The organism is Kribbella sp. NPDC104740, assembly GCF_055583505.1.
Genome location: NZ_JBVJNV010000002.1, coordinates 1,235,406 through 1,254,827, shown reverse-complemented (window position 1 = coordinate 1,254,827; position 19,422 = coordinate 1,235,406). Strand labels below are relative to the sequence as shown.

25 protein-coding genes are annotated in these 19,422 nt (G+C 67.7%); 16 read left to right on the top strand and 9 right to left on the bottom strand.

The annotated features are described in order from the left end of the window. Positions 1-300: 300 nt before the first annotated feature. Entirely contained in the window at positions 301-1,248 is a 948-nt protein-coding gene (locus ACZ6Z4_RS15390; RefSeq protein WP_465563303.1) for a helix-turn-helix domain-containing protein, read from the bottom strand. Positions 1,249-1,362: 114 nt separating this feature from the next. On the opposite strand from ACZ6Z4_RS15390, the gene ACZ6Z4_RS15385 reads away from it, so the two are divergent. Continuing rightward, positions 1,363-2,166: an alpha/beta hydrolase gene (locus ACZ6Z4_RS15385; protein WP_465563300.1), complete on the top strand. Its 804-nt coding sequence runs from the start codon at positions 1,363-1,365 to the stop codon at positions 2,164-2,166. After that, positions 2,163-2,954, top strand: coding sequence for an MBL fold metallo-hydrolase (locus ACZ6Z4_RS15380; RefSeq protein ID WP_465563297.1), 792 nt, complete (start codon positions 2,163-2,165; stop codon positions 2,952-2,954). The genes ACZ6Z4_RS15385 and ACZ6Z4_RS15380 overlap by 4 nt, the downstream gene beginning before the upstream one ends. On the opposite strand, the gene ACZ6Z4_RS15375 is transcribed toward ACZ6Z4_RS15380, so the two are convergent. Continuing rightward, complete coding sequence (locus ACZ6Z4_RS15375) at positions 2,951-3,883, bottom strand: GNAT family N-acetyltransferase (protein ID WP_465563294.1); 933 nt, start codon at positions 3,881-3,883, stop codon at positions 2,951-2,953. The genes ACZ6Z4_RS15380 and ACZ6Z4_RS15375 overlap by 4 nt on opposite strands. Positions 3,884-4,010: 127 nt before the next feature. On the opposite strand from ACZ6Z4_RS15375, the gene ACZ6Z4_RS15370 reads away from it, so the two are divergent. Genes ACZ6Z4_RS15370 through ACZ6Z4_RS15360 form a run of 3 tightly spaced genes read left to right on the top strand, consistent with a single transcriptional unit; the run spans position 4,011 to position 7,798 of the window. Continuing rightward, entirely contained in the window at positions 4,011-6,227 is a 2,217-nt protein-coding gene (locus ACZ6Z4_RS15370) for a penicillin acylase family protein (protein WP_465563291.1), read from the top strand. A gap of 40 nt (positions 6,228-6,267) precedes the next feature. Continuing rightward, positions 6,268-7,176, top strand: coding sequence for an AraC family transcriptional regulator (locus ACZ6Z4_RS15365; protein WP_465563288.1), 909 nt, complete (start codon positions 6,268-6,270; stop codon positions 7,174-7,176). 52 nt (positions 7,177-7,228) lie between these two features. Beyond that, positions 7,229-7,798 carry a flavoprotein gene (locus ACZ6Z4_RS15360; RefSeq protein ID WP_465563285.1) on the top strand — a complete coding sequence of 190 codons (570 nt, stop codon included), beginning with the start codon at positions 7,229-7,231 and terminating at the stop codon, positions 7,796-7,798. Here ACZ6Z4_RS15360 and ACZ6Z4_RS15355 read toward each other — a convergent pair. Then, positions 7,795-8,247, bottom strand: a complete 453-nt coding sequence (locus ACZ6Z4_RS15355) for a CGNR zinc finger domain-containing protein (protein ID WP_465563282.1) — start codon at positions 8,245-8,247, stop codon at positions 7,795-7,797. The genes ACZ6Z4_RS15360 and ACZ6Z4_RS15355 overlap by 4 nt on opposite strands. Before the next feature lie 83 nt (positions 8,248-8,330). Here ACZ6Z4_RS15355 and ACZ6Z4_RS15350 point away from each other — a divergent pair, with 83 nt between their 5' ends. Beyond that, entirely contained in the window at positions 8,331-9,200 is an 870-nt protein-coding gene (locus ACZ6Z4_RS15350) for an alpha/beta fold hydrolase (RefSeq protein ID WP_465563279.1), read from the top strand. On the opposite strand, the gene ACZ6Z4_RS15345 is transcribed toward ACZ6Z4_RS15350, so the two are convergent. The 3 genes from ACZ6Z4_RS15345 to ACZ6Z4_RS15335 form a co-directional block, all read right to left on the bottom strand. After that, complete coding sequence (locus ACZ6Z4_RS15345) at positions 9,166-9,705, bottom strand: cytochrome b/b6 domain-containing protein (RefSeq protein ID WP_465563276.1); 540 nt, start codon at positions 9,703-9,705, stop codon at positions 9,166-9,168. The two genes, ACZ6Z4_RS15350 and ACZ6Z4_RS15345, sit on opposite strands and share 35 nt — an antisense overlap. Beyond that, a complete protein-coding gene (locus ACZ6Z4_RS15340) occupies positions 9,698-10,417 on the bottom strand; it encodes a molybdopterin-dependent oxidoreductase (protein WP_465563273.1) in 720 nt (239 codons plus the stop codon). The genes ACZ6Z4_RS15345 and ACZ6Z4_RS15340 overlap by 8 nt, the downstream gene beginning before the upstream one ends. 99 nt (positions 10,418-10,516) lie before the next feature. Further along, the gene (locus ACZ6Z4_RS15335; protein ID WP_465563269.1) at positions 10,517-10,954 is read right to left on the bottom strand and encodes a cupin domain-containing protein; all 438 of its coding nucleotides are present in this window, start codon (positions 10,952-10,954) and stop codon (positions 10,517-10,519) included. A 173-nt stretch (positions 10,955-11,127) separates the two neighbouring features. Between ACZ6Z4_RS15335 and ACZ6Z4_RS15330 the strand changes: the two genes are divergently transcribed. Beyond that, complete coding sequence (locus ACZ6Z4_RS15330) at positions 11,128-12,138, top strand: alpha/beta fold hydrolase (RefSeq protein ID WP_465563265.1); 1,011 nt, start codon at positions 11,128-11,130, stop codon at positions 12,136-12,138. On the opposite strand, the gene ACZ6Z4_RS15325 is transcribed toward ACZ6Z4_RS15330, so the two are convergent. From ACZ6Z4_RS15325 to snpA, 3 genes are all read right to left on the bottom strand, one after another. Continuing rightward, positions 12,135-12,944: an amidase gene (locus ACZ6Z4_RS15325; protein WP_363668440.1), complete on the bottom strand. Its 810-nt coding sequence runs from the start codon at positions 12,942-12,944 to the stop codon at positions 12,135-12,137. The two genes, ACZ6Z4_RS15330 and ACZ6Z4_RS15325, sit on opposite strands and share 4 nt — an antisense overlap. Beyond that, positions 12,944-13,102 carry a hypothetical protein gene (locus ACZ6Z4_RS15320; RefSeq protein ID WP_363668442.1) on the bottom strand — a complete coding sequence of 53 codons (159 nt, stop codon included), beginning with the start codon at positions 13,100-13,102 and terminating at the stop codon, positions 12,944-12,946. The genes ACZ6Z4_RS15325 and ACZ6Z4_RS15320 overlap by 1 nt, the downstream gene beginning before the upstream one ends. A gap of 126 nt (positions 13,103-13,228) precedes the next feature. Further along, complete coding sequence (gene snpA, locus ACZ6Z4_RS15315; protein ID WP_465563261.1) at positions 13,229-13,888, bottom strand: snapalysin; 660 nt, start codon at positions 13,886-13,888, stop codon at positions 13,229-13,231. Positions 13,889-14,245: 357 nt separating this feature from the next. On the opposite strand from snpA, the gene ACZ6Z4_RS15310 reads away from it, so the two are divergent. The 9 genes from ACZ6Z4_RS15310 (at position 14,246) to ACZ6Z4_RS15270 (ending at position 19,394) form a co-directional block, all read left to right on the top strand. Next, positions 14,246-14,455, top strand: a complete 210-nt coding sequence (locus ACZ6Z4_RS15310; RefSeq protein ID WP_465563256.1) for a hypothetical protein — start codon at positions 14,246-14,248, stop codon at positions 14,453-14,455. A gap of 373 nt (positions 14,456-14,828) precedes the next feature. Next, positions 14,829-15,059, top strand: coding sequence for a hypothetical protein (locus ACZ6Z4_RS15305; RefSeq protein ID WP_465563249.1), 231 nt, complete (start codon positions 14,829-14,831; stop codon positions 15,057-15,059). A 210-nt stretch (positions 15,060-15,269) separates the two neighbouring features. Next, the gene (locus tag ACZ6Z4_RS15300; protein WP_465563246.1) at positions 15,270-15,830 is read left to right on the top strand and encodes an imm11 family protein; all 561 of its coding nucleotides are present in this window, start codon (positions 15,270-15,272) and stop codon (positions 15,828-15,830) included. A 69-nt stretch (positions 15,831-15,899) separates the two neighbouring features. Further along, the gene (locus tag ACZ6Z4_RS15295) at positions 15,900-16,427 is read left to right on the top strand and encodes a hypothetical protein (protein ID WP_465563243.1); all 528 of its coding nucleotides are present in this window, start codon (positions 15,900-15,902) and stop codon (positions 16,425-16,427) included. A 27-nt stretch (positions 16,428-16,454) separates the two neighbouring features. Next, positions 16,455-17,147, top strand: coding sequence for an Imm52 family immunity protein (locus tag ACZ6Z4_RS15290; RefSeq protein ID WP_465563240.1), 693 nt, complete (start codon positions 16,455-16,457; stop codon positions 17,145-17,147). A gap of 174 nt (positions 17,148-17,321) precedes the next feature. Next, positions 17,322-17,753 (top strand): hypothetical protein, encoded by a 432-nt coding sequence (locus ACZ6Z4_RS15285; protein WP_465563237.1) that lies wholly within the window; start codon positions 17,322-17,324, stop codon positions 17,751-17,753. A 117-nt stretch (positions 17,754-17,870) separates the two neighbouring features. Next, complete coding sequence (locus ACZ6Z4_RS15280; RefSeq protein WP_465563234.1) at positions 17,871-18,188, top strand: hypothetical protein; 318 nt, start codon at positions 17,871-17,873, stop codon at positions 18,186-18,188. Continuing rightward, positions 18,185-19,036 (top strand): hypothetical protein, encoded by an 852-nt coding sequence (locus ACZ6Z4_RS15275; protein ID WP_465563231.1) that lies wholly within the window; start codon positions 18,185-18,187, stop codon positions 19,034-19,036. Before ACZ6Z4_RS15280 ends, ACZ6Z4_RS15275 begins: the two co-directional genes overlap by 4 nt. 25 nt (positions 19,037-19,061) lie before the next feature. After that, positions 19,062-19,394, top strand: coding sequence for a hypothetical protein (locus ACZ6Z4_RS15270; RefSeq protein WP_465563228.1), 333 nt, complete (start codon positions 19,062-19,064; stop codon positions 19,392-19,394). Positions 19,395-19,422 lie beyond the last annotated feature (28 nt).

Below are 19,422 nucleotides of genomic sequence, written 5' to 3'. Positions count from 1 at the left end.
TTCCCGTGCCTGCAGGGCCGCGCCGGGCACGGGGCAGTGCGTTTCCAGGGCGGATTCGACTCTGCACCGTCCAACGCAAGGGTCTGCTGATGACGTCGACACGTATTCGGTGATTGCGCAGCTCGTTGATCCGATGCGGATCAGGCAGCCCAACGGCATCGCTCAACGGGTTGTGGTCCATTGGCGCACCAGGGACGTCCTCGCCGACGGGCTGCCCGTGCACGAGATCCTTCACCGCGGCGGTCATCGCTACGGCGGTGGAGGTCACGGTCAAGCCGACAGATGCTTCCTGAATGGGTGTCAGAACTTGTCATGCTGGCGGCGATACTCCTGCGGAGTGATCCCGTACGCCCGCCGGAAGCGCCGAGTGAAGTGCGCCGGGTCCAGGAACCCCCACTGCGCAGCGATTGACGCAATCGGGCGATGCGGCGTGCTGGTGAGTTGGCGGCGGGCGCCGGCCAGGCGTTCGGTGATGAGCCACTGCTCGAAGCTGAGTTGGTGCTTGGCGAAGAGTTTGTAGAGGTAACGCAGGGAGATGTTGTGCTCGGCGGCGACGCGGGCCGGGGTGAGGCCGGGGTCGGTCAGGTGGTTGCGGGCGTACCAGGTGATGCGGGCGAAGAGGATGTCGGCCATCGCGGGGGAGGAGTCGCGGTGGTCGGCGGCGGAGGTCAGGAGGGCGCGGACGAGGCTGGTGGTCGCCTCGCCGAGCTGGACGGCTGACTCGGTGCCTTGAAGGGTGTCGATGACAGTCGGCATCACGGTCAGGTGGTGCAGCACCAGGTCGTAGAGCGGGCTGCTGCGCAGCCGGGGCGCGGCGGCGCGGACCGTCTCGACGCTGAGGCCGAGGTCGGCGTAGTCGATCTGGAACGCCTGCGACGCACCGGCGCCGCGCCAGGCGAAGTCGTACGGCGCGGTCAGGTCGACCAGCATCAGCTCGCCGGTGCGGACCCGCTGCTCGCGGCCGGCCTGGTCGAACCTGCCCGTCCCGATCACCTGTACGGCGAGCGCGAGGCGCTCCGGCGCGCCGATCCGGACGTGCTTCGGCGTCCGGACCAGGCGGATGCCGGTGCCCTCGTTGCGGAACAGGTCCGGCGTACCGAGCAGCCAGAAATCCATCCGCGCGTGGACCTCGCCGGACGGCGTCTCGTGCTCGACCCGGGCCGGTACGCTCGCCGACATCATCGCCGTGTAGAAGGCCTCCTCGCGGTCCGCACGCGGCAGCGCGGCGGTGTCCAGCAGAACAGCCACGTCAACCCCCCTGCCGCCGTCGCCCCCGCCGACCAGCCGAAGTGTGCACCGAGAGCCCATCCCTGTGCAGCCACATCCTAGGTCGCACCGCCGACGGCCGACTAGGTTCCGGTCATGGCACCCGACACGATCGTCCTGGTCCACGGCTTCTGGGTCACGCCGCGCAGCTGGGAGCACTGGATCACCCACTACGAGCAGCGCGGCTTCACGGTGCTCGCGCCCGGCTACCCGGGGTTCGAGGTCGAGGTCGAGGCGCTGAACGCCGACCCGACCCCGATCGTGAAGCTGACCGTGCCGCAGATCATCGCGCACTACGAGGCGATCATCGGCGCGCTGGCCACACCGCCGATCATCATCGGGCACTCCGCCGGTGGCGCCTTCACCCAGGTGCTGCTCGACCACGGCTTCGGCGCGGCCGCGGTGGCGATGAACTCGGCGCCGACCGAGGGCGTGCGCGTCGTACCGCTGTCGCAGGTGAAGTCGACGTTCCCGGTGCTGAAGAGCCCGGCCAACCGGCACAAGGCGGTGCCGCTGACCTTCGAGCAGTGGCAGTACGCGTTCACCAACACGTTCACCGACGAGGAGTCCCGGGCGCTGTACGAGCGCTACGCGATCCCGGCCAACGGCGGCATCCTCTGGGGCAGCGTGCTGGCCAACTTCCAGCCCGGCCACCAGGACACCTGGGTCGACTACCACAACGACAACCGGGCGCCGCTGCTGTTCGTCTCCGGCTCCGAGGACCACATCATGCCGCCGGAGATCCAGCGCTCGAACGCCAAGCACTACAAGTCGAACACCGTCACCGAGCTCAAGCTGTACGACGGTTACGCGCACCTGCTCCCGGCGCAGGAAGGCTGGCAGGCGATCGCCGACGAGGTGCTCGACTGGGCGCTGGCCCAGGCCGCGAAACGCTCGTGAGCAGCGTTCGGATCACGCACATCGGTGGTCCGACAGCGCTGATCGAGATCGGCGGCTGGCGGCTGCTCACTGACCCGACGTTCGACCCACCCGGACGCCGCTACCCGTTCGGGTGGGGGACGTCGTCGGTCAAGGTCGCCGGGCCGGCGGTCGCCGTCGACGAGCTGCCGCCGATCGACGCCGTACTGCTCAGCCACGACCACCACGGCGACAACCTGGACGAAGCCGGTCGCGCGTTGCTGCCGGGCGCGGCTGCTGTGGTGACGACCGTCGCGGGCGCGCGGAGACTCGGCGGCAACGCGATCGGCCTCACGCCGTGGTCGACGCACTCGCTGCACTATGCGGGCCGGCCGACGCTGGAGATCACCGCGACGCCGTGCCGCCACGGCCCTCCGCTCAGCCGCGCGATCACCGGCGAGGTCGTCGGCTTCGCGCTGCGCTGGGAGGGCCAGGAGCACGGCGTCCTGTGGATCACCGGCGACACCGTCCTGTACGACGGCGTGCGCGCGGTCGCCGACCGCTTCGACGTCGGCACGATGTTGCTGCACCTCGGCGCGGTCCAGTTCGGGATCACCGGGCCGGTGCGGTACACGATGTCGGGCCCCGACGGCGTGCGGTTGTGTGAGCTGACCCAGCCGCGGACCGTCGTACCGGTGCACTACGAGGGCTGGCGCCACTTCACCCAGGGCCGCGACACGATCGAGCGCGCCTTCGCCGCCGCACCCGCCGCGGTTCGCGACAGTCTCACCTGGCTCACGCCGGGCGAGCCGAAGGAGCTGGCGGTCTAGAAGTCGACCCGTACGACGGCCCGCCGGTTGCCCGGCCGGCTCACGACGGCGTACCCCGCGGCGGTGAACATGGCGAGCGTGCCGACCGAGCCGCCGTCGACCAGGTCCGGGTAGCCCTCGACGGCGCGGGCGCCGTTGCTCTGGGCGTGGGAGAGCGTGGCACGGGCCAGCGCGCGCCCGACGCCCCGGCGGCGGTAGCCGGCGCGGGTGACGAAGCAGGTCACGGCCCAGACGGTCGGGTCGGTCTTGTCCTCGCTGCGGTCCTGCCACGGGACGCGGTAGTCGCGGAGCAGGCGGACGTGCTGGGAGCGCGGGGCGACGGCGCACCAGCCGACGGGCTCGCCGTCGAGGTAGGCGACGAGGCCGGTGGTCGTACTCGCTTTGGGGTTGCCGCACCCGGTCTGGTCGCGGAGGCGGGCAGCCAGCTCCTCCGGGCCCTCGGAGGCCCAGCTCTCCTTGGGGAGCATCCGGAAGCGCTGGCACGAGCAGCGGGCCGCGTCGCCGGAGCCGAAGACCGCGGTGAGGTCAGCTGGTGTCGCCTGGTTGGCGGGGACGATCGTGAGCTGCTCGAGGGCGATCGGCTCGCGTGAGCCTGTCGCGCGAGGCGCCCGCTTGGCCGGCGGCTGCTTCCGGCGTACCGGAGCTTCGAAGGTGAGCCGGAGCTCCACCACGTCGCCGGCGTCGAGACCGAGGGGTTTGCGGACCGCGTCTTTGAGCGGCAGCCAGTACCCACCGTCCTTCGACCACAGCGACGTCTGCCACTCGGTGGCTCCGAGCCGGGCGCGGATCGGCAGCATGCCCCAGGCGTTGTACCCCGCGGCGGAGGCGGCTGACCGGAGTTCGTCGCAGGCTCGTTCGGGCAGCGGGACGAAGTAATACGGCGCAGGCCCGCGCCACTCGACGATCTCGCCGCTCAGCTCGTGCTCCATGGCCCGATGCTAGGGCCGATCCCGGACGATCGACCGCCGTGAATGTTGTATACGCGAAGTGTTGTCATCGTCACGGACGGGATCTAGCGTGGCTGCGGTCCTGGTCCCGAGAGTGACGGAGCTCCGCGTGTACAACGATGAAGTCAGCAGGCGCCGGGTCTTGGGAGGCGCTGCGGCCGGAGCAGTCGCCCTCGGCCTGCCGAGCACAGCGGCGTCCGCAGCCACCAGTACGACGTACGCTGACAACGCCCGCTGGCAGGAGCACGCCCGGCGCGTCCGGATCACCCGCGACGACTGGGGCGTCGGGCACGTCGTCGGCAAGACCGACGCGGACGCCGTGTTCGGAATGATGTACGCCCAGGCCGAGGACGACTTCAACCGGATCGAGAACAACTACCTGATCAGCCTCGGGCGCCTCGCCGAGGCGCAGGGGGAGAGCGCGATCTGGCAGGACCTGCGGCAGCGGCTGTTCGTCGACCACGCGGTGCTGAAGCGCGACTACGCGAGCAGCCCGGCCTGGTTGCGGGCGCTGATGCGCGCCTGGGCCGACGGCCTGAACTACTTCCTCGCGACGCGTCCGGAGGTGAAGCCGCGGGTGATCACGCGGTTCGAGCCGTGGATGGCGCTGAGCTTCTCCGAGGGCAGCATCGGTGGCGACATCGAGCGGGTGCCGCTCAGTCAGCTCGAGGCGTTCTACGCGATGCGCGACCTGCCGATGACCGACGACGAGCGCGGGCTGCTGTTCAAGGAGCCGAGCGGGTCGAACGGGATGGCGATCGCGCCGAGCCACACCCGCGACGGCCGCGCGCTGCTGCTGATCAACCCGCACACCAGCTTCTTCTTCCGCGCCGAGCAGCACGTCACCAGCGGCGAGGGCCTGAACGCGTACGGCGCCGCCACCTGGGGCCAGTTCTTCATCTACCAGGGCTTCAACGCGACCGCCGGCTGGATGCACACCTCGAGCGGCGTCGACAACGTCGACGAGTTCGCCGAGACTGTCGTGACCGGTGCCGACGGCAACCATTCCTACCGGTACGGCGACGCGCTGCGCCCGGTGACGACGAAGCGGATCACGCTGTCCTACCGGACCGCGGAGGGTGGGACGGCGCAGCGGAGCTTCTCGACGTACGCGACGCACCACGGGCCGATCGTGCGCGAGGCGGACGGGAAGTGGATCGCGTTCGCGCTGATGAACCGCCCGGTCGCGGCGCTGCAGCAGAGCTTCCTGCGGACCAAGGCGCGCAACTACCGGGAGTTCATCGACGTCGCCGGTTTCAGAGCGAACAGCTCGAACAACACGCTCTTCGCCGATGCGCGGGGCAGTATCGCGTTCCTGATGCCGCAGTTCATGCCGGTCCGCGACGACCGGTTCGACTACCGCAAGCCGGTCGACGGCAGCGACCCGGCGACCGACTGGAAGGGCGAGCACAGTCTGCGCAGCCTGCCGCAGGTGGTGAACCCGCGGAACGGCTGGACGTACAACTCGAACAACTGGCCGTGGACGGCAGCCGGCGCCGACAGCCCGAAGGCCGCCGACTTCCCGAAGTACTTCGACCAGGCGGGGGAGAACCCGCGCGGGCCGCAGGCGATCCGCGTGCTGAGCCGGGAGCGCCGCTTCACGCCGCAGAAGCTGATCGACGCGGCGTTCGACCCGTATCTGACCGCGTTCGCGCGGCTCGTGCCCGGTCTGGTCGCGGCGTGGGACAAGCTGCCCGGCGGCGCGGCGCAGAAGACGAAGCTCGCCGGGCCGATCCGGCTGCTCCGCCGGTGGAACCACCGCTGGAGCGCGAGCTCGACCGAGACGTCGCTGGCAGTCTTCTGGGGCGAGGCACTGTGGGCGCCGCTGGCCCAGGCCGCGCGGGACGCCGGGATGTCGATGTGGGACTACCTGGCCGAGCGCGCGACCGACGCGCAGCGGCTGACCGCGCTCGAGGAGGCCCAGGCGCGGCTCGTTCAGGACTTCGGCAGTTGGCAGGTCCCGTGGGGCCAGATCAACCGCTTCCAGCGCAACGACGGCGCGATCGTGCAGACCTTCGACGACTCCAAGCCGAGCAGCCCGGTGCCGTTCACCTCGGCCCAGTGGGGTTCGCTGGCCTCGTTCGGCGCCCGCCGGTATCCGGGCACCAAGCGGTACTACGGGACCAGCGGCAACAGCTTCGTCGCGGTCGTCGAGTTCGGCCCGAAGCTGCGCGCCTGGGCCGTGACCGCGGGCGGTGTCAGCGGCGATCCGGACTCGGAGCACTTCGACGACCAGGTGAAACGCTACGCGAGCGGGAACCTGCGACCCGTGTACTTCCACCCCGACGACCTCCGCGGCCACATCGAGAGCAGCTACCACCCGTAGCGTCTACCAGCCGTCTATTTGCCCTGGGCACCATGGAGTCGTGACAGTGGTTGCGCAGGGCATCAGACGGGCGGAGTGGTCGACGGGCGAGATCGACTCCTGGGCCGAGGTGGTGCGCGACGCCCTGGTCCAGGTGTCGGCGCGGCCCGCCCGGCCCGAGGTCTTCGAGGGACGGATGCGGCAGCTCGCGCTCGGCGAGCTGGAGTTCGCCGCCATCTCGTCGGGCGCCCAGGCGGTGGACCGGACCCGGCGGATGATCGCGCGGGCCGACCAGGACTACCTGCTGGCCAACGTCCAGCTCCAGGGCCAGGCGCGGATCCAGCAGGACGGCCGGTACGCCGTACTGTCGCCAGGAGCGATCGCCTTCGTGGACAGCGCACGCCCGTACTCGCTCGGCTTCGACGGGCCGTTCTCCCAGCTGGTCGTGCGGGTGCCGCGGTCGGCGACCAGGACGCGCGCGAGCGCCACCGCCGTCGCCCTGGACCCGAACGGCCCGGGCCGGCTGGTCGCGGACTTCCTGGTCGGGCTGGAGCGGACGCCGACGGCCGAGCTCGTTCCGCACGCCGTCGGCCTGCTCGATTCCGCGCTCGACTGGGCCGCCGGTGCCGCGCCGTCGAACGCGGCGCTGACCCGCGAGCGCATCCACCACTTCGTCCGCCGTCACGCGGCCGCCCCCGATCTCGACGCTGCCGCGGTGGCGGCCGGGTGCGGGATCTCCCGGCGTACGCTCTACCGCGCCCTCGCCGACGACGAGCCGCTCAGTGCGCTGGTCCGCCGGGTCCGCGTGAACAAGGCACAGCAACTGTTGCTCTCGGCGACCAATCCCTCGCTGGAAGTCGTTGCCCGAGCGTCCGGTTTCGGGGGCGCCGCGCAACTGAACCGCGCCTTTCGGTCGGTCACGGGCACGACTCCGGGCGCTTATCGAGCGACTGGCACGAATCGTCAGTAGGCGTGGCACAGAACGGCTCGGTCCGCCGTCCGTGCCGCCTAGCGTTGACCGCATGACAGACAACGATGCGACGCAGTTCGGGGGACGGCTGCTGATCGGCGCGACCGGGTCCGGCGCGGTGGCGATGCTCCCGATGTACCTCTCCGCCCTGCGCGCCCAGTTCACCGGGACGGTCACGGTGCTGATGACGCACACCGCGGCGACCTTCCTCCCCGCGCACACGATGGCCCTCTTCGCCGACAAGGTCGTCACCGCCGAGTCGCCCGCCGGCTGGCCCACCGACAACCACGTCAGCCTGGCCGCCGAGCACGACCTGATGGCCGTCCTCCCCGCCACCGCGAACACCTTGTCGGCCGCCGCGTCGGGTGCCGCGCCGAACCTGCTCGGCACGACGCTGCTGCACGCGACGTACCCGGTGGTGTTCTTCCCGGTGATGACCGGCGACATGTGGACCAAGCCCGCGGTCCAGCGCAACGTCACCCAGCTCCGTGCAGACGGCTACGACGTCGTCGAGCCCGACTGGGGGCCGCGGTACGACGTCGGCCTGAAAGCCTTCGTCGACAGCCCGATGCCGCCCGCGCCGCCGAAGTTCATCCAGCAGCTCCGGTCGATGCTGTCCTAACGGTTCGCCTGGTAGTGCCGGCGGGCCTTCATCCGGTTGCCACAGCTGGCCATCGAGCACCAGCGCGCGGTGTTCGCCTTGCTGCGGTCGAGCAGGAACAGCTGGCACTCGGGGTTCTCGCAGGGGCGGAGTCGACCGGGTTTGACCGCGTTCCAGGCCAGCACCGCGCGTACCGCCGTACGGGTGGCCGCGGGCCCTTCCAGCGCCCAGTCGACACCGTCCTCGGTCAGCAACGGCACCTGGCGAACGCCGCGGAGAAACGGGGTGAGCACGCTCACCGCCTGCTCACCCCGTACGACGTCCTGCAGCGCCGACCGCACCGCGACCAGCGCCTTGCGCCCGGCCGGGTCGGACGCCCACGCCTCGGTCTCCTCGAGCAGGTCGTGCTCGACGCCCGCCACGAGCGGCGTGCTGTTCAGCAGCTCGAGCAGCAGTTCCTCGTCGGTCATTGCCTAACCCCCTTGGTCATGTTGACAGGTTACACGATGATGGGTTTTCATCTAACCACTCAAACCGATCAAGGGAGTTAGTCATGGTCACCGTGCACCACCGGTACGCCGAGATCGACGGGCAGCGGCTGTTCTACCGCGAGGCCGGACCGGCCGGCGGGCCGACGATCGTGCTGCTGCACGGGTTCCCGAGCAGCTCGTACATGTTTCGCGACCTGATCCCGCGGCTGCCCGGGAGGTACCGGGTGATCGCGCCGGACCTGCTCGGCTTCGGGCTGTCGGACGCGCCGTCGGTGGACGAGTTCGACTACACCTTCGACGCGCTCGCGGACCTCACCGACGGTCTGCTCCGGGCGATCGGCGCCGAGAGCTACGCGATCTACGTCCAGGACTACGGCGCGCCGATCGGCTGGCGGCTCGCGCTGAAGGATCCGTCGCCGGTGACGGCGATCGTCACCCAGAACGGCAACGGGTACGAGGCGGGCTTCGTCGAGGACTTCTGGCAGGGCGTCTGGGACTACCAGCGCGAGCCGAACGCGACGACGGAGGCGGGCGTGCGGACGGCGCTGACGTTGGAGGGCATCAAGTGGCAGTACCTCGCCGGGGTGCCGGACGAGAGTGTGGTCAGCCCGGACACCTGGCACCACGACGTACAGAAAGTGACGCGACCGGGCAACGATCTGGTGCAGCTGAAGCTGTTCCGGGACTACGTGACGAACCCCGCGCTGTACCCGAAGCTGCACGAGCACCTGACGGCGACCCAGACCCCGGTGCTCGCGGTCTGGGGGCGGAACGACCCGATCTTCGCACCGGCTGGTGCGGAGGCCTTCGCGACCTCCGTCCGGGACGCCGAGATCCACCTCCTCGACGGCGGCCACTTCCTGCTGGAGAGCCACCTGGAGGAGGCCTGCGAGCTGATCACCGACTTCCTGGACCGCCGGCTCGGGTCGTGAACGCCTTGTAGGCGTGGCCGACGAGCGCGACCAGGATCGCGAAGGCGAGCGTGTCGTGCACCGCGATCACGCCCGCGCGGGGGATGCCGGACAGGCTGAACTTGAACCAGAGCAGCAGTCCGGTGAGCACCATCACCACGATCGCGCCGGCGAGCCAGGCGGCGAACACCTTCTGGCCGGCGTTGAACTTGCCCGATGTCAGGTGGTCGTGCGGTTTGCGGGTGAAGGCGTTCCGGAGCCAATGCGCGTCGGTGCCGGTGAAGCGGTTGAGGCGGCGTACGTCGAGACGCAGCGCGCGGGATGCGAGTCCGAGCAGGAACGGTGCGGGGAGCAGGATCCCCGACCATTCGTGCACGGTCGCGACGAGGTGGCGCCGGCCGATCGCCGCCGCGAGCGGGCCGAAGTAGATCGCGGCGGCGGTGGCGAGGCAGATCACCATCAAGACCAGCGTCGTCTGGTGCACGAGCCGCTCGGCGCGGCTGAAGCGGCGTACGGATCTATGCACCGGCCGGCTCCTCTCCGGGCAGCCAGCCGTCGACCGGGTAGCCGTACTCCTTCCAGTAGCCCGGGATCACCTCGTCGGTGACGGTGATCCCGGACAGCCACTTCGCCGACTTGTAGAAGTACATCGGGCCGACGAAGAGCCGGACCGGGCCGCCGCTGATGTGCGGAATGGGCTGGTCCAGCATCTGTACGGCGACCAGGACGTCGGGCCTGCGCGCCTGCTCCATCGTGAGGCTCTCGCTGTAGACGCCGTCGAAGCAGGTGAAGCGGACGGCCTTCGCGGTCGGCTGCACGCCCGCGGCGTCGAGGATCGTGGACAACCGGACGCCGACGAACGGGACTTGGTCGACGCGCCAGCCGTCGGTGCAGACGACGTCGTGCGTCACTCGCTCCTGCGGGAGCTTCTGGAGGCCCGGCAGTGTGTACGACGTGGGCTTGGCGACCAGCCCGTCGACGGTGAGCTCGTACGTCGACGCGTCCTTCTCCGGGACCGAGCCGGCGACGCTGAAGTAGCGGAAGCCGCCGGGGTTGGGGAGCAGGCCGGACAGGCCGGTGGGGTCGCGCTGGGAGGCGGCGCCGAGCAGGTCGCTCCACTTGTTCTGCAGCGTGGGCGCCACGAACAGCCCGGCGACGCCGGCGGCGATCGTGCCCAGGACGATCCGCCGGCCGATCGGGCGGCCGGCGGAGTCGTCGGGTGCTGCGTTGTCGGTCATCGGCATCCTCGTTCGTCGTCACCGGTTGGACTGGTGTCGATGATGCCGCTTCTGTGCGTCACCAGTCAAAGGGGTGACGCATTACCGCTCGCTTACTGACTACTGAAAGGCGCAGCCAGGGTTCGGCTCGTCGATCGCCAGCGGCTGACCGGCCGGGTTGGTGTAGAGCACGTCGAGCACCATCGGAACGGCGCCGAGGTTCTTGCCGATGTGCACGTAGTTGCTGCCCTCGCTGACCGACTGGCCGGCCTTGTAGACGCCGTCGCTCTTGCAGGTGGCGTCGAAGTGGCTGAGCACACCCTTGGTGACGACGCCGTGCAGCGTGCCGGGGTGCTCGTGCCAGCCGGTGCTGCCGCCGGGCGCGATGGTGATCTCGCGCAGCACGTACTGGGTGTCGCCGACCGTGTAGTCGAAGAGCGTGACCGCGCTGACACCGCTGCCGGGCGTCGCGTCGGCGGTGCCGGGGACGACGGCGAGCGCCAGGCCGGCGGTCAGCGTGCTGGTCAGGGCGAGGGCGAGGCGGGGAGTTCTGGGCATGGCGGGGCTGTCCTCCGAGTGGGATCCGATCCGGACTGGTTGCCCTGGGCCCAGTTGCTCAGGACAACCAGTTCGGAGGCTACTCCGGCCGGATAGACGTTTGATCGACGCCCCGGCGTAGACAAAACGTCTACACCGGCACGGCAGGGTGGCCGGGTGACCAAGGAGGAAAGATGATCAGCAGGAGACGGTTCACCCAGGCGGTCGCGGCCGGCGTCGCGGGGAGTGCGTTGACCGGGGCAACGGCCGCGGCCGCCGTACCAGAGCTTCGTGGCGGGGCGGGGGCGCACACCTCGCTCGGGCTGATCAAGCGGGTCAAGGCCGGTGTGCTCGAGACGGCGTACGCCGAGTTCGGGCCGCAGGACGGGCAGCCTGTTGTGTTGCTGCACGGTTGGCCGTATGACCCGCACAGTTTCGTCGACGTCGCGCCGTTGCTCGCCGAGGCGGGGTATCGGGTGATCGTGCCGTTCCTGCGTGGGTACGGGCCGACTCGGTTCCGGTCGGCGAAGACGTTTCGCAACGGGCAGCAGTCAGCTGTTGCCCTCGACATCGTTGCTTTGATGGATGCTTTGGAGATCGAGCAGGCGGTGCTGGGTGGGTTCGATTGGGGTGCGCGGACGGTCGACTGCATCGCGGCGCTGTGGCCCGAGCGGTGCAAGGCGATCGTGTCGGTCAGCGGGTATCTGATCACGAGTCTGGAGAAGAACCTCGAGCCGCTGCCGCCGGCCGCGGAGCTGGGCTGGTGGTACCAGTACTACTTCTCCACCGAGCGCGGCGTTGTCGGTTACCGGGAGAACTGGCGTGCGTTCAACGAGCTGATCTGGAAGATCGTCTCGCCGTTGTGGAAGTACGACGCGGCCACGTACGGGCGAACGGCCGCGTCGTTCGACAACCCGGACCATGTGGCGATCGTGATCCACAACTACCGCTGGCGGCTCAGCCTCGCCGAGGGCGAACGCCGGTACGACCGGTACGAGCGCGTACTGCAGGCAGGGCCGGCGATCGGCGTACCGGCGATCACCATCGGCAGCGACTTCGACGGAGCCGCTGCCGACGGGGCGGGGTACCGCGACAAGTTCACCGGCAAGTACGAGCACCGGGTCTTCGCCGGGATCGGGCACAACGTCCCGCAGGAAGCGCCGCAGGCGTTCGCGCAGGCCGTGATGGACGCGGACCGGCTCTAGCAGTTGGGGATGCCGGGGAGCTGCGCGGCCGGGTGGTCGATGTAGATGTTGCTGATGTAGCCGCCCTGGTCGCGCAGCCGCGACCACCAGTTGTTGGTGTGGCCCTCGGCGTTCACGGTGTCACCCTGCTTCTGGCACTGCACGAACACCTGCGTCGGGCCGCCCAGCGTGGTCACGATCGGCGCGTTCAGCCGGGCGTCCGCGCGGACGTTCACGCCGGCGCCGTACGTGCTGAAGTTGTACGTCGGCGGCGGGGTGCCGCCGAGGATCGCGGCGACCTCGCCGCGCATCGTGTCGAGGTTGACGCCGTACGGGTCGATCTTGCCGGTCGTACTGGTCTCGCGGTGGCCGCGGGCGTACGACGCGTCGCGGCCAAGCTGCCGGAGTACGGCGGCTGTTGCCTTGAGTGAGGCCTGGTACTGCGCGGGGCTCATCGTCTGGCTGACACCGTTGTAGTCGATCTCCCAGCCGATCAGCATCGTGTTGCCGTCGCCGGCCGGGATCGGACCGCTGACCCTGGCCGCGCCCGCGTGGTTGCAACGGCCGGCCGAGATGATGTGGAAGACGCCGTTGTAGTCGACGAGCGCCTGGGCCAGCGGGCCCTGCAGGTCGGGGCGGCCGTTGATGACGATGTTGAGCGCCGGGTGCGGGTTGCTCGGGCTCGTGGTGGACGACGCGGTGTGGTGCCAGAGCACGCCGATCGGGTTGAACGAGCCGCTCACCGCGCGGCCCAGCCAGTTGCCTTCTTCAACGACCTGGACGCCGGCGGCGCGCAGGACGTCGGCCAGCCAGGGAATCGTGGCCATCAGGTGGCCTGCAGCAGATCGGCGACGCACTCGATCACGTGCGGACGGTGCTCGGTGGCCGACGCGGCCCGGGGGGCAAGGGTCGCGGCGGCCACGACGGCCGGTACGCCGAGCAGCAGGCGCCGGCGCGCGACCAGATGGGGGCGGGTGTTCCTCATGGCAGTCTCCTTCGGGGCGGAGCTGTCAGTAAAACGCCGCGACGAACCACAGGCCAAGCTGTTCGGTCCTGGTGAAAAGGGATCGGGCCGGTCCTGTGCGGACCGGCCCGATCGAGGGGGTGTCGCTCAGCGGGCGGTGGTGAAGCCTGCCGCGGTGAAGCCGTTGGCCCACAGCTGGTTGACGCGGCTGCGCTCCGCGGCGTTCGGCTGCGAGTTCGTGCACGACGTACCGGGACCGCCGCCCGACATCAGCTCGCTGCACGGACCGGAGTAGTGGTCGGGCAGGCCGAGCACGTGACCGGTCTCGTGGGCGGTGACCCGGGTGGAGTCGTACTGCTGGTTCTGCCGGTAGTCCAGGAAGATGTAACCCTGGCCGTGACCGTTGGTCGACGCGTACGACCCGCGCGGGTCGTTGCCCTCGCGGTAGTAGAAGTCGTAGTTGCTGCCGGAGACCAGCCGCACGTTGGTGACGGCGTTGTTCCAGATCTGCGCGCTGCGCGAGATCTGCGACGCGAACCGCGGCGCGCGGCTGGCGTTGTAGACCACCGTGACAGCAGCGGTCTTGTCCGGGTTCTTGGCCTGCTTGGCCCGGGCGGACTTCATCACCGCGTCGTAGAAGGCCTTGGTCTCGGCCTCCTCCTGAGCCGTCCCGACGTACGCCGAGGTGGCGGCCTCGGCGGTCGGTGCGGTCTCAGGTGCGGCGGTGGACGACGACGCGGCGAAGGCGGGGACAGCCAGCGCGGCGGCGGCAACAGCGGTGACAGCGGAAAGCAAACGGCGGGACATAGGAGCCTCACTCCCTAGTCGTGGCGGACTGCGACCAGCGGACTACTGACCGCAACGCCACGGATCGTGACACCCCCACTACTTTTCCGCACCACCCCGGCGAAAACCCTGGGGTTAACCTTCGCCACTTCCGGGTTGTCCTGCGCGCTCGGCCCCACTACCCCCGAACCGCTCCGGCGACAACGGAGTTGGCCCGTTCGTCGCCCAACTTCCGTGCCCTGTTCACCCCGAAACTGCAGCTTCCTGCAACGTTCGGGATGAGTCTTGCCGCGGTTCTCCAGCACCCCGCAGCCTGTTCCGGCTGCCTGCGATTCCGGCGGTGCACCTCGGGGGTGCTGATGATGGGGGAGTTTTCTCGTGACTGTTCGCTTGCGTGCTCTGCTGCTGCCCAAACTGCTGGCGGTCGCGGTGTCCCTGGCGTTGCTGGCTACCGGTTTCGTGAAGGTGCTGCCGACGGCGACCGGTGAGGTGACGTGGCTGGTGGACGACAAGTTCGCCGCGAAGACACCGTCGGCACCGCACTCCCTCACCAGGACCTACAACCGCGGGTGCGCACCTCGGAATTGAAGTCAAAACCAATACTGCACGGCTCAACGCACAACAATTGAAGTTCGACGATGCTGTCAACAACGGAACTCCGGCGCGAGCGCGATTGAACGGTAAATGGATAACGATCACTTCGGTCATCTTGGTGAATTGGCCTTGATTGCATGACGTCAAAGTATGCAGTCACGATGAACGGAGATTTCACGTTCGAGTTCAGCCTCCTGCGTCCCACTCTTCGCGAAGAGATTGGGCAGATGCTGGAGAGGATGGATGGGGCTGAAATCTTCGCTGTCTCATTGTGGGCCTTACCGGCCGGGAGGAGACTGGATGCAGTGGATGTCAGAGGGTGCATGGCGAGTACATCCAGTGTGCCGGCAGTGCGGATCGTATGACCGTGGAGATCCGGAAGAAAGATTCGGGTGTGGCACGGCAGTTCGTCGTCGGCCGTGTCGATTGTCGGAAAGATGGGTTCGAGGTGGTGACGTGGGATTCCGGCAACTTCTCGGTACGGGTCCGGCCGAACGAGCTTCTCGATTGGGTTGAGGCAACCCGGATATTCGTCGCCTACTACCAGGGCGTAGAAATCTATGACGGATTCGAGATGCGAGAGTTCGAATTATCTTGAGATTTCTAATGGTCGCCGTCGAAAATTCCTAGGGCAGCCGTTGACCATCGTGCGACGGGTTGTTTGTCGATGCGCCCGTCGCGCCCGCGCGCGCTCATCGATTAGCAACGGCGGGCTAGCACCTCGAACTGTTGCGAGTGCTGCCGCTAGTGCAAAGTCGACAGGATCTCCTCGACACACTCGACAACGTTCCTCGGGAGGATTTCCGTGATGAGCGAGGCGGCCCGGAGGTTCTTCTTGCCGGTCGGTGTGGATGGGTACGAACGGGTGATGCCAGACGGCGAGGATCACCGCCACCTTCGCGGGCTGGGAGGTCTAGCACGGGCGGAGGCCTGGGAGCCTCCGCCGGTGCACCTTCTTCGGCACGGGATGGACGGTGCGGTCCTCCGGAAAGCCTTGATGCTGTGGGTGAACCACACCGTCATGGCCATCAGGGACGACGCCATCAGTCGGCTGAAGCCGATCCTGGAGCCGCACGGCGAGCTGCTGCCGTTGGTCAGTTCTGAAGCCGACCTGATGATCTTCAACGCGACCAGGACGATCGACGCGCTCGACGAGGAGCGCTCCGAGATCGTCCGCTTGTCCTCGGGCCGCGTCATGGCCGTGCCACACCTGGTGCTGCGCAGCGAAGAAATCCCCGGCGAGGTGCATGCCTTCGTCCTCGAGGAGCCGAGGAACCAGTCTCTGCTGCTCTCCGAACAATTGGTGAAGGAGATTCGGCATGCAGTCGAACTGGACGGTGTCGACTTCGAAGAGGCGACCCGGCTTTGACCTCAACGGACCTACAGGGCCGCTGGTGCAGGCTTTGAACAAGGCGAGGACCCCGTGGACGATCGTTCCATGACTGTCTCGTGCGGCGTCTACACGCCATTTGATCCGGGGGTTCGGCAGCCATTGGGCGAGTTGAGCAAGCGGGAGGCGCGCGGAGCTTTCAACCGGCTGATGGCGGCCAAGAGCGAGCGAATCGACGAGTTGCGCCGGTTGCTGGCGTCGAACGGTGTGGCGCTCTCAACGGACGACGACGGTCTGCAGCGGCTCAACGACTGGTTCTGTGCGGAGGTTGAGAGCAGCGATGCGCCCGGTCGGCTTCGATCGGTCTGGTACGCGGTGGTGAACGACTTGGCGTTGTTCCTCGGTGACGTGGCGATCGAGCGGTCTCCCGGACTGAAGTGGGTCATGTTCGACAAGGGGTCGCGAGAGGATGCCTTCCAGCGACACGTGCTGATGGGATTCTCTGGCGTTCCGAATCCGAAGTACAACTTCGACGTTGACCTGGTCCTCGCGACCTACGCACAGCAGATCGTCTCCGGCGAAGAGGTCCCAAGTGACGCCTTCATCACCTGGGTCTCCTCCACGGAGGACGCCTGATGTTCCTCAGAAGTAAGGTGACGAACCATGGGTGAGCCCGTGTACCTAGGTGCCTATTGGAGCGATCGTGCGGAGTCGGTAGGGGACTGTGCCCAGCGGCTGCAGGCGTTCCTCGATCGGCTGTCTGCCCTGCACCCGGCTTTGCGCCAGTGGTACGACAGGCGGGCCCGGGGCGAGGTGGCGGTCGGAGGGCAGACCGATCAGTTGATCGGGCTGCTGCTGGAGGGACGCAACCGGACGGATTTTGGGCAGAACGTCATCGAGGAGTTGGGGTTTTCGGTTCATCTGTGGAACCAGAACAACCTCCGGATGCCCGTGGTCATCTCGATCAACTGTGGGGTGTTCGCCCACACCGAGGGGCTCCTGAACACCTGTGTCATCGACCTTCCGGATATCGGAGACCGCAACAAGAACGAACTGCTGGAGACAAGCGTTGCAGCGCCGCTGATGCGCGCCGTCGCTGACGTGTGGCAGCCGGATTGGTCTGTGTTGTCCACGGTTGCTCTGCAAGTCCAGCAGCATCAAGATGATTTCCCTGTGGTCGGCTGGCTTACGTACCTGGCCGATACATCGGGACGGCCGACAGGTCAGTTGGCGACATCAGGCGTCCGAGCTGAGCAGCTGGACAACGGCGTCCTGTACGCCGTGGACTCCGCAATCACCGATCCTGCCTACGTCGAGACAGCCCTCAGACTGCGAGCCGAACTCGAGCGCCAGTAGGTAGCCGACCGGAGCCCCCAGCTGCCATGTCCCATGGCTTCCCGAACGGACGATTCCAGGCACGAACCCGGACAGCTTGCTCGTTCCGTTCGGACGAGGCCAGCTACGCGGTTAACGGATCATGAAGAATGGCACCGCTCAATCGAGAACCGTACTGGAAGGGAGGTGAATCGCATGTGGCCGCGGCAAAAGTTCTGGTCGAACAATGGTGGAGGCGAGTTGGCGTCCATCGGCCCGTTTCTGCGGCGTCGGTTTCCTGGCGCCTTCGAGTTGTTGTCGAGAGCTCTCGAGGAGACAGATCCTCAGTTCGTCGTCCATCCGAACCAACCGAACGAGTACGAGGATGTCGTCTGGGAGATGTTGGTGATGGCCGATCGGGTTGACGGCGATTTCAGTCTGCTGGCACGTTCTGAAGTTGAGGAAATGGTTCGCGAAGCCATCGGACGATGCTTCGAGTCGCGGGTGCCAACAGACTCGGGCGACATCGGCGAAGAGGACGACGAGGACCAAGAGGACGATGAGCAGGCTCTCCTCGAGGAGGAGCGGTTGCAGCGAGCGGTCGACCTGATCTGCGAACGTGCCGCGCACAGGGAGGCGGTGGAGTGACGTGACGTGGTGCGTTCGCGGAATCTCGCAGCGTCGCATGCGTCAGGATGCGTCGATCCTTCACAGGGCTGCGTCGTTGCGGAGGGCTCGGGTCCTCATCGCCAAGATTGTTCTCTGATGGCTGTTCTGGCGGTTCCCTTCCACGATCCGTGGATCTTCTCGCGACTGGCGTTTCGCATTCTCGTGGAGCGAGCAATGGAGGGAGTTGGCGGAGATCAGGATGACGTCGACCGTCTCGAGCGGGCGATCGCGCTGGAGGGCCTGGTGATCGAGGCGCCGGCAAACCCTCAGGAGGCCCGGCTGATGCGAGCGATCGGGATCGCCGCGGATGAGTTGTTCGCGGAGTGGCGCGTCAAAGAGGATGCGGACGAGTGGGACCGGAGCTACACCGGGCGACTCGAGCACATTGCGCTGATCCTGCTTGGTGAGGGGTGAATTCCACGTTCAGGTTGGAGGCGCGGGGTGGGTGGAAGCGGCGCGCGTTCTACGTGGCGCGGCGGGTGCCGGGGTACGAGTGGGCCCTGCCGGACTACGACGTAGATCTGGAACTTCTTGGGCTGAATGGTGTGCCGCGGGGTGCTGATTGGCGGCCGGCGCCTGTCGAGGTGGTCCGAACGGATGAAGACGGGAGGACCTTGAGAAGGGCGGTGACGCCTGGGCTCAACACGTCGGTCATCATCCTCGAGGACGCGGTCGCCGAGCAGCTCAGACCTGTCCTTCGCGGCCATGGTGATTTGCTGCGATTGTCGTGCCCCGACGCCCACCTGGAGATCTTCGCCGCGACCCGCCGCCTCGCGGCGCTGGACGAGGAGCGCTCCGAGATCGTGCGCTTCGACTCCGGCCGGATCATGGCGGTGCCGCGCCTCGTCCTGCGTTTCGACGCCGTCCCGGGCGGCGTACACGCGTTCATGCTCAGCGAGCTGGACAGCGGGCCGCTGTTTCTTTCTCGAACTGTCTGGAGGTTCCTGATGGCGGCACTGGCACTGACCGACGACGATGTGTGGATCATCGCGCGGTACGAATTCAGGATCCTGCTCGAACGCAGTCAGGTGAAGATCGGTGCGGATCCTGACGACTTCTACGTGTTCGAGCAGGCGATCGCGCTGGACGGGTTGCTCGTCGACCTCCTCGAGAGTGCCCAGGGCAACAGGGTGCTGGAGGCCGTTGGCCTTGCCGCCGCTGAGCTCCATGAAGAGTGGCGTGTCAAAGAGGACGCGGACCCACGCGACCGGAGCTTCACTGGTCTCCTGGCCGAGGTCGCGCAGTACTGCGGAACGCTGTGACCGGTGCGGGTTGCCGAGGTGATGGATGAACTCTCTCGAGGGCAAGGACGAGACGATCCACGGGTTTCTGTCGGCGTTGTCCGAGGTCTTTCCGGACTGGCAGGTGGAGGACCACTGGGAGGGTGATCGGCGTGCGATCGGGCTGATCGGCGCTGCTACGTCCGGTCGGTTGGCCTACGTCAGTTCGTGGAGAGAGCGCCCCGGGCACTTCACCGTGGAGCTGGAGGTCGCCGTGGACTTGCCGGCGGAGTACGAGGTTGTGGCGAGGTTGGAGGGGAGTCCGTTGAGTGTTGCCGTTAGCGCTGTCGTCGGGCATCTGAGGGGCGGGTTTGTTGCTGAGAGGGGGAGTGGTTGGTGATACCTACGCATGCGATCACGATGAACGG

Excerpts from the sequence above, each read along its gene's own strand:
- ACZ6Z4_RS15385 (WP_465563300.1), top strand. The coding sequence starts at position 1,363 with ATGGCACCCGACACGATCGTCCTGGTCCACGGCTTCTGGGTCACGCCG.
- ACZ6Z4_RS15375 (WP_465563294.1), bottom strand. The coding sequence starts at position 3,883 with ATGGAGCACGAGCTGAGCGGCGAGATCGTCGAGTGGCGCGGGCCTGCG.
- ACZ6Z4_RS15360 (WP_465563285.1), top strand. The coding sequence starts at position 7,229 with ATGACAGACAACGATGCGACGCAGTTCGGGGGACGGCTGCTGATCGGC.
- ACZ6Z4_RS15355 (WP_465563282.1), bottom strand. The coding sequence starts at position 8,247 with ATGACCGACGAGGAACTGCTGCTCGAGCTGCTGAACAGCACGCCGCTC.
- ACZ6Z4_RS15350 (WP_465563279.1), top strand. The coding sequence starts at position 8,331 with ATGGTCACCGTGCACCACCGGTACGCCGAGATCGACGGGCAGCGGCTG.
- ACZ6Z4_RS15340 (WP_465563273.1), bottom strand. The coding sequence starts at position 10,417 with ATGACCGACAACGCAGCACCCGACGACTCCGCCGGCCGCCCGATCGGC.
- ACZ6Z4_RS15335 (WP_465563269.1), bottom strand. The coding sequence starts at position 10,954 with ATGCCCAGAACTCCCCGCCTCGCCCTCGCCCTGACCAGCACGCTGACC.
- ACZ6Z4_RS15330 (WP_465563265.1), top strand. The coding sequence starts at position 11,128 with ATGATCAGCAGGAGACGGTTCACCCAGGCGGTCGCGGCCGGCGTCGCG.
- ACZ6Z4_RS15325 (WP_363668440.1), bottom strand. The coding sequence starts at position 12,944 with ATGGCCACGATTCCCTGGCTGGCCGACGTCCTGCGCGCCGCCGGCGTC.
- ACZ6Z4_RS15320 (WP_363668442.1), bottom strand. The coding sequence starts at position 13,102 with ATGAGGAACACCCGCCCCCATCTGGTCGCGCGCCGGCGCCTGCTGCTC.
- snpA (WP_465563261.1), bottom strand. The coding sequence starts at position 13,888 with ATGTCCCGCCGTTTGCTTTCCGCTGTCACCGCTGTTGCCGCCGCCGCG.
- ACZ6Z4_RS15300 (WP_465563246.1), top strand. The coding sequence starts at position 15,270 with ATGAGCGAGGCGGCCCGGAGGTTCTTCTTGCCGGTCGGTGTGGATGGG.
- ACZ6Z4_RS15295 (WP_465563243.1), top strand. The coding sequence starts at position 15,900 with ATGACTGTCTCGTGCGGCGTCTACACGCCATTTGATCCGGGGGTTCGG.
- ACZ6Z4_RS15290 (WP_465563240.1), top strand. The coding sequence starts at position 16,455 with ATGGGTGAGCCCGTGTACCTAGGTGCCTATTGGAGCGATCGTGCGGAG.
- ACZ6Z4_RS15285 (WP_465563237.1), top strand. The coding sequence starts at position 17,322 with ATGTGGCCGCGGCAAAAGTTCTGGTCGAACAATGGTGGAGGCGAGTTG.
- ACZ6Z4_RS15280 (WP_465563234.1), top strand. The coding sequence starts at position 17,871 with ATGGCTGTTCTGGCGGTTCCCTTCCACGATCCGTGGATCTTCTCGCGA.
- ACZ6Z4_RS15270 (WP_465563228.1), top strand. The coding sequence starts at position 19,062 with ATGAACTCTCTCGAGGGCAAGGACGAGACGATCCACGGGTTTCTGTCG.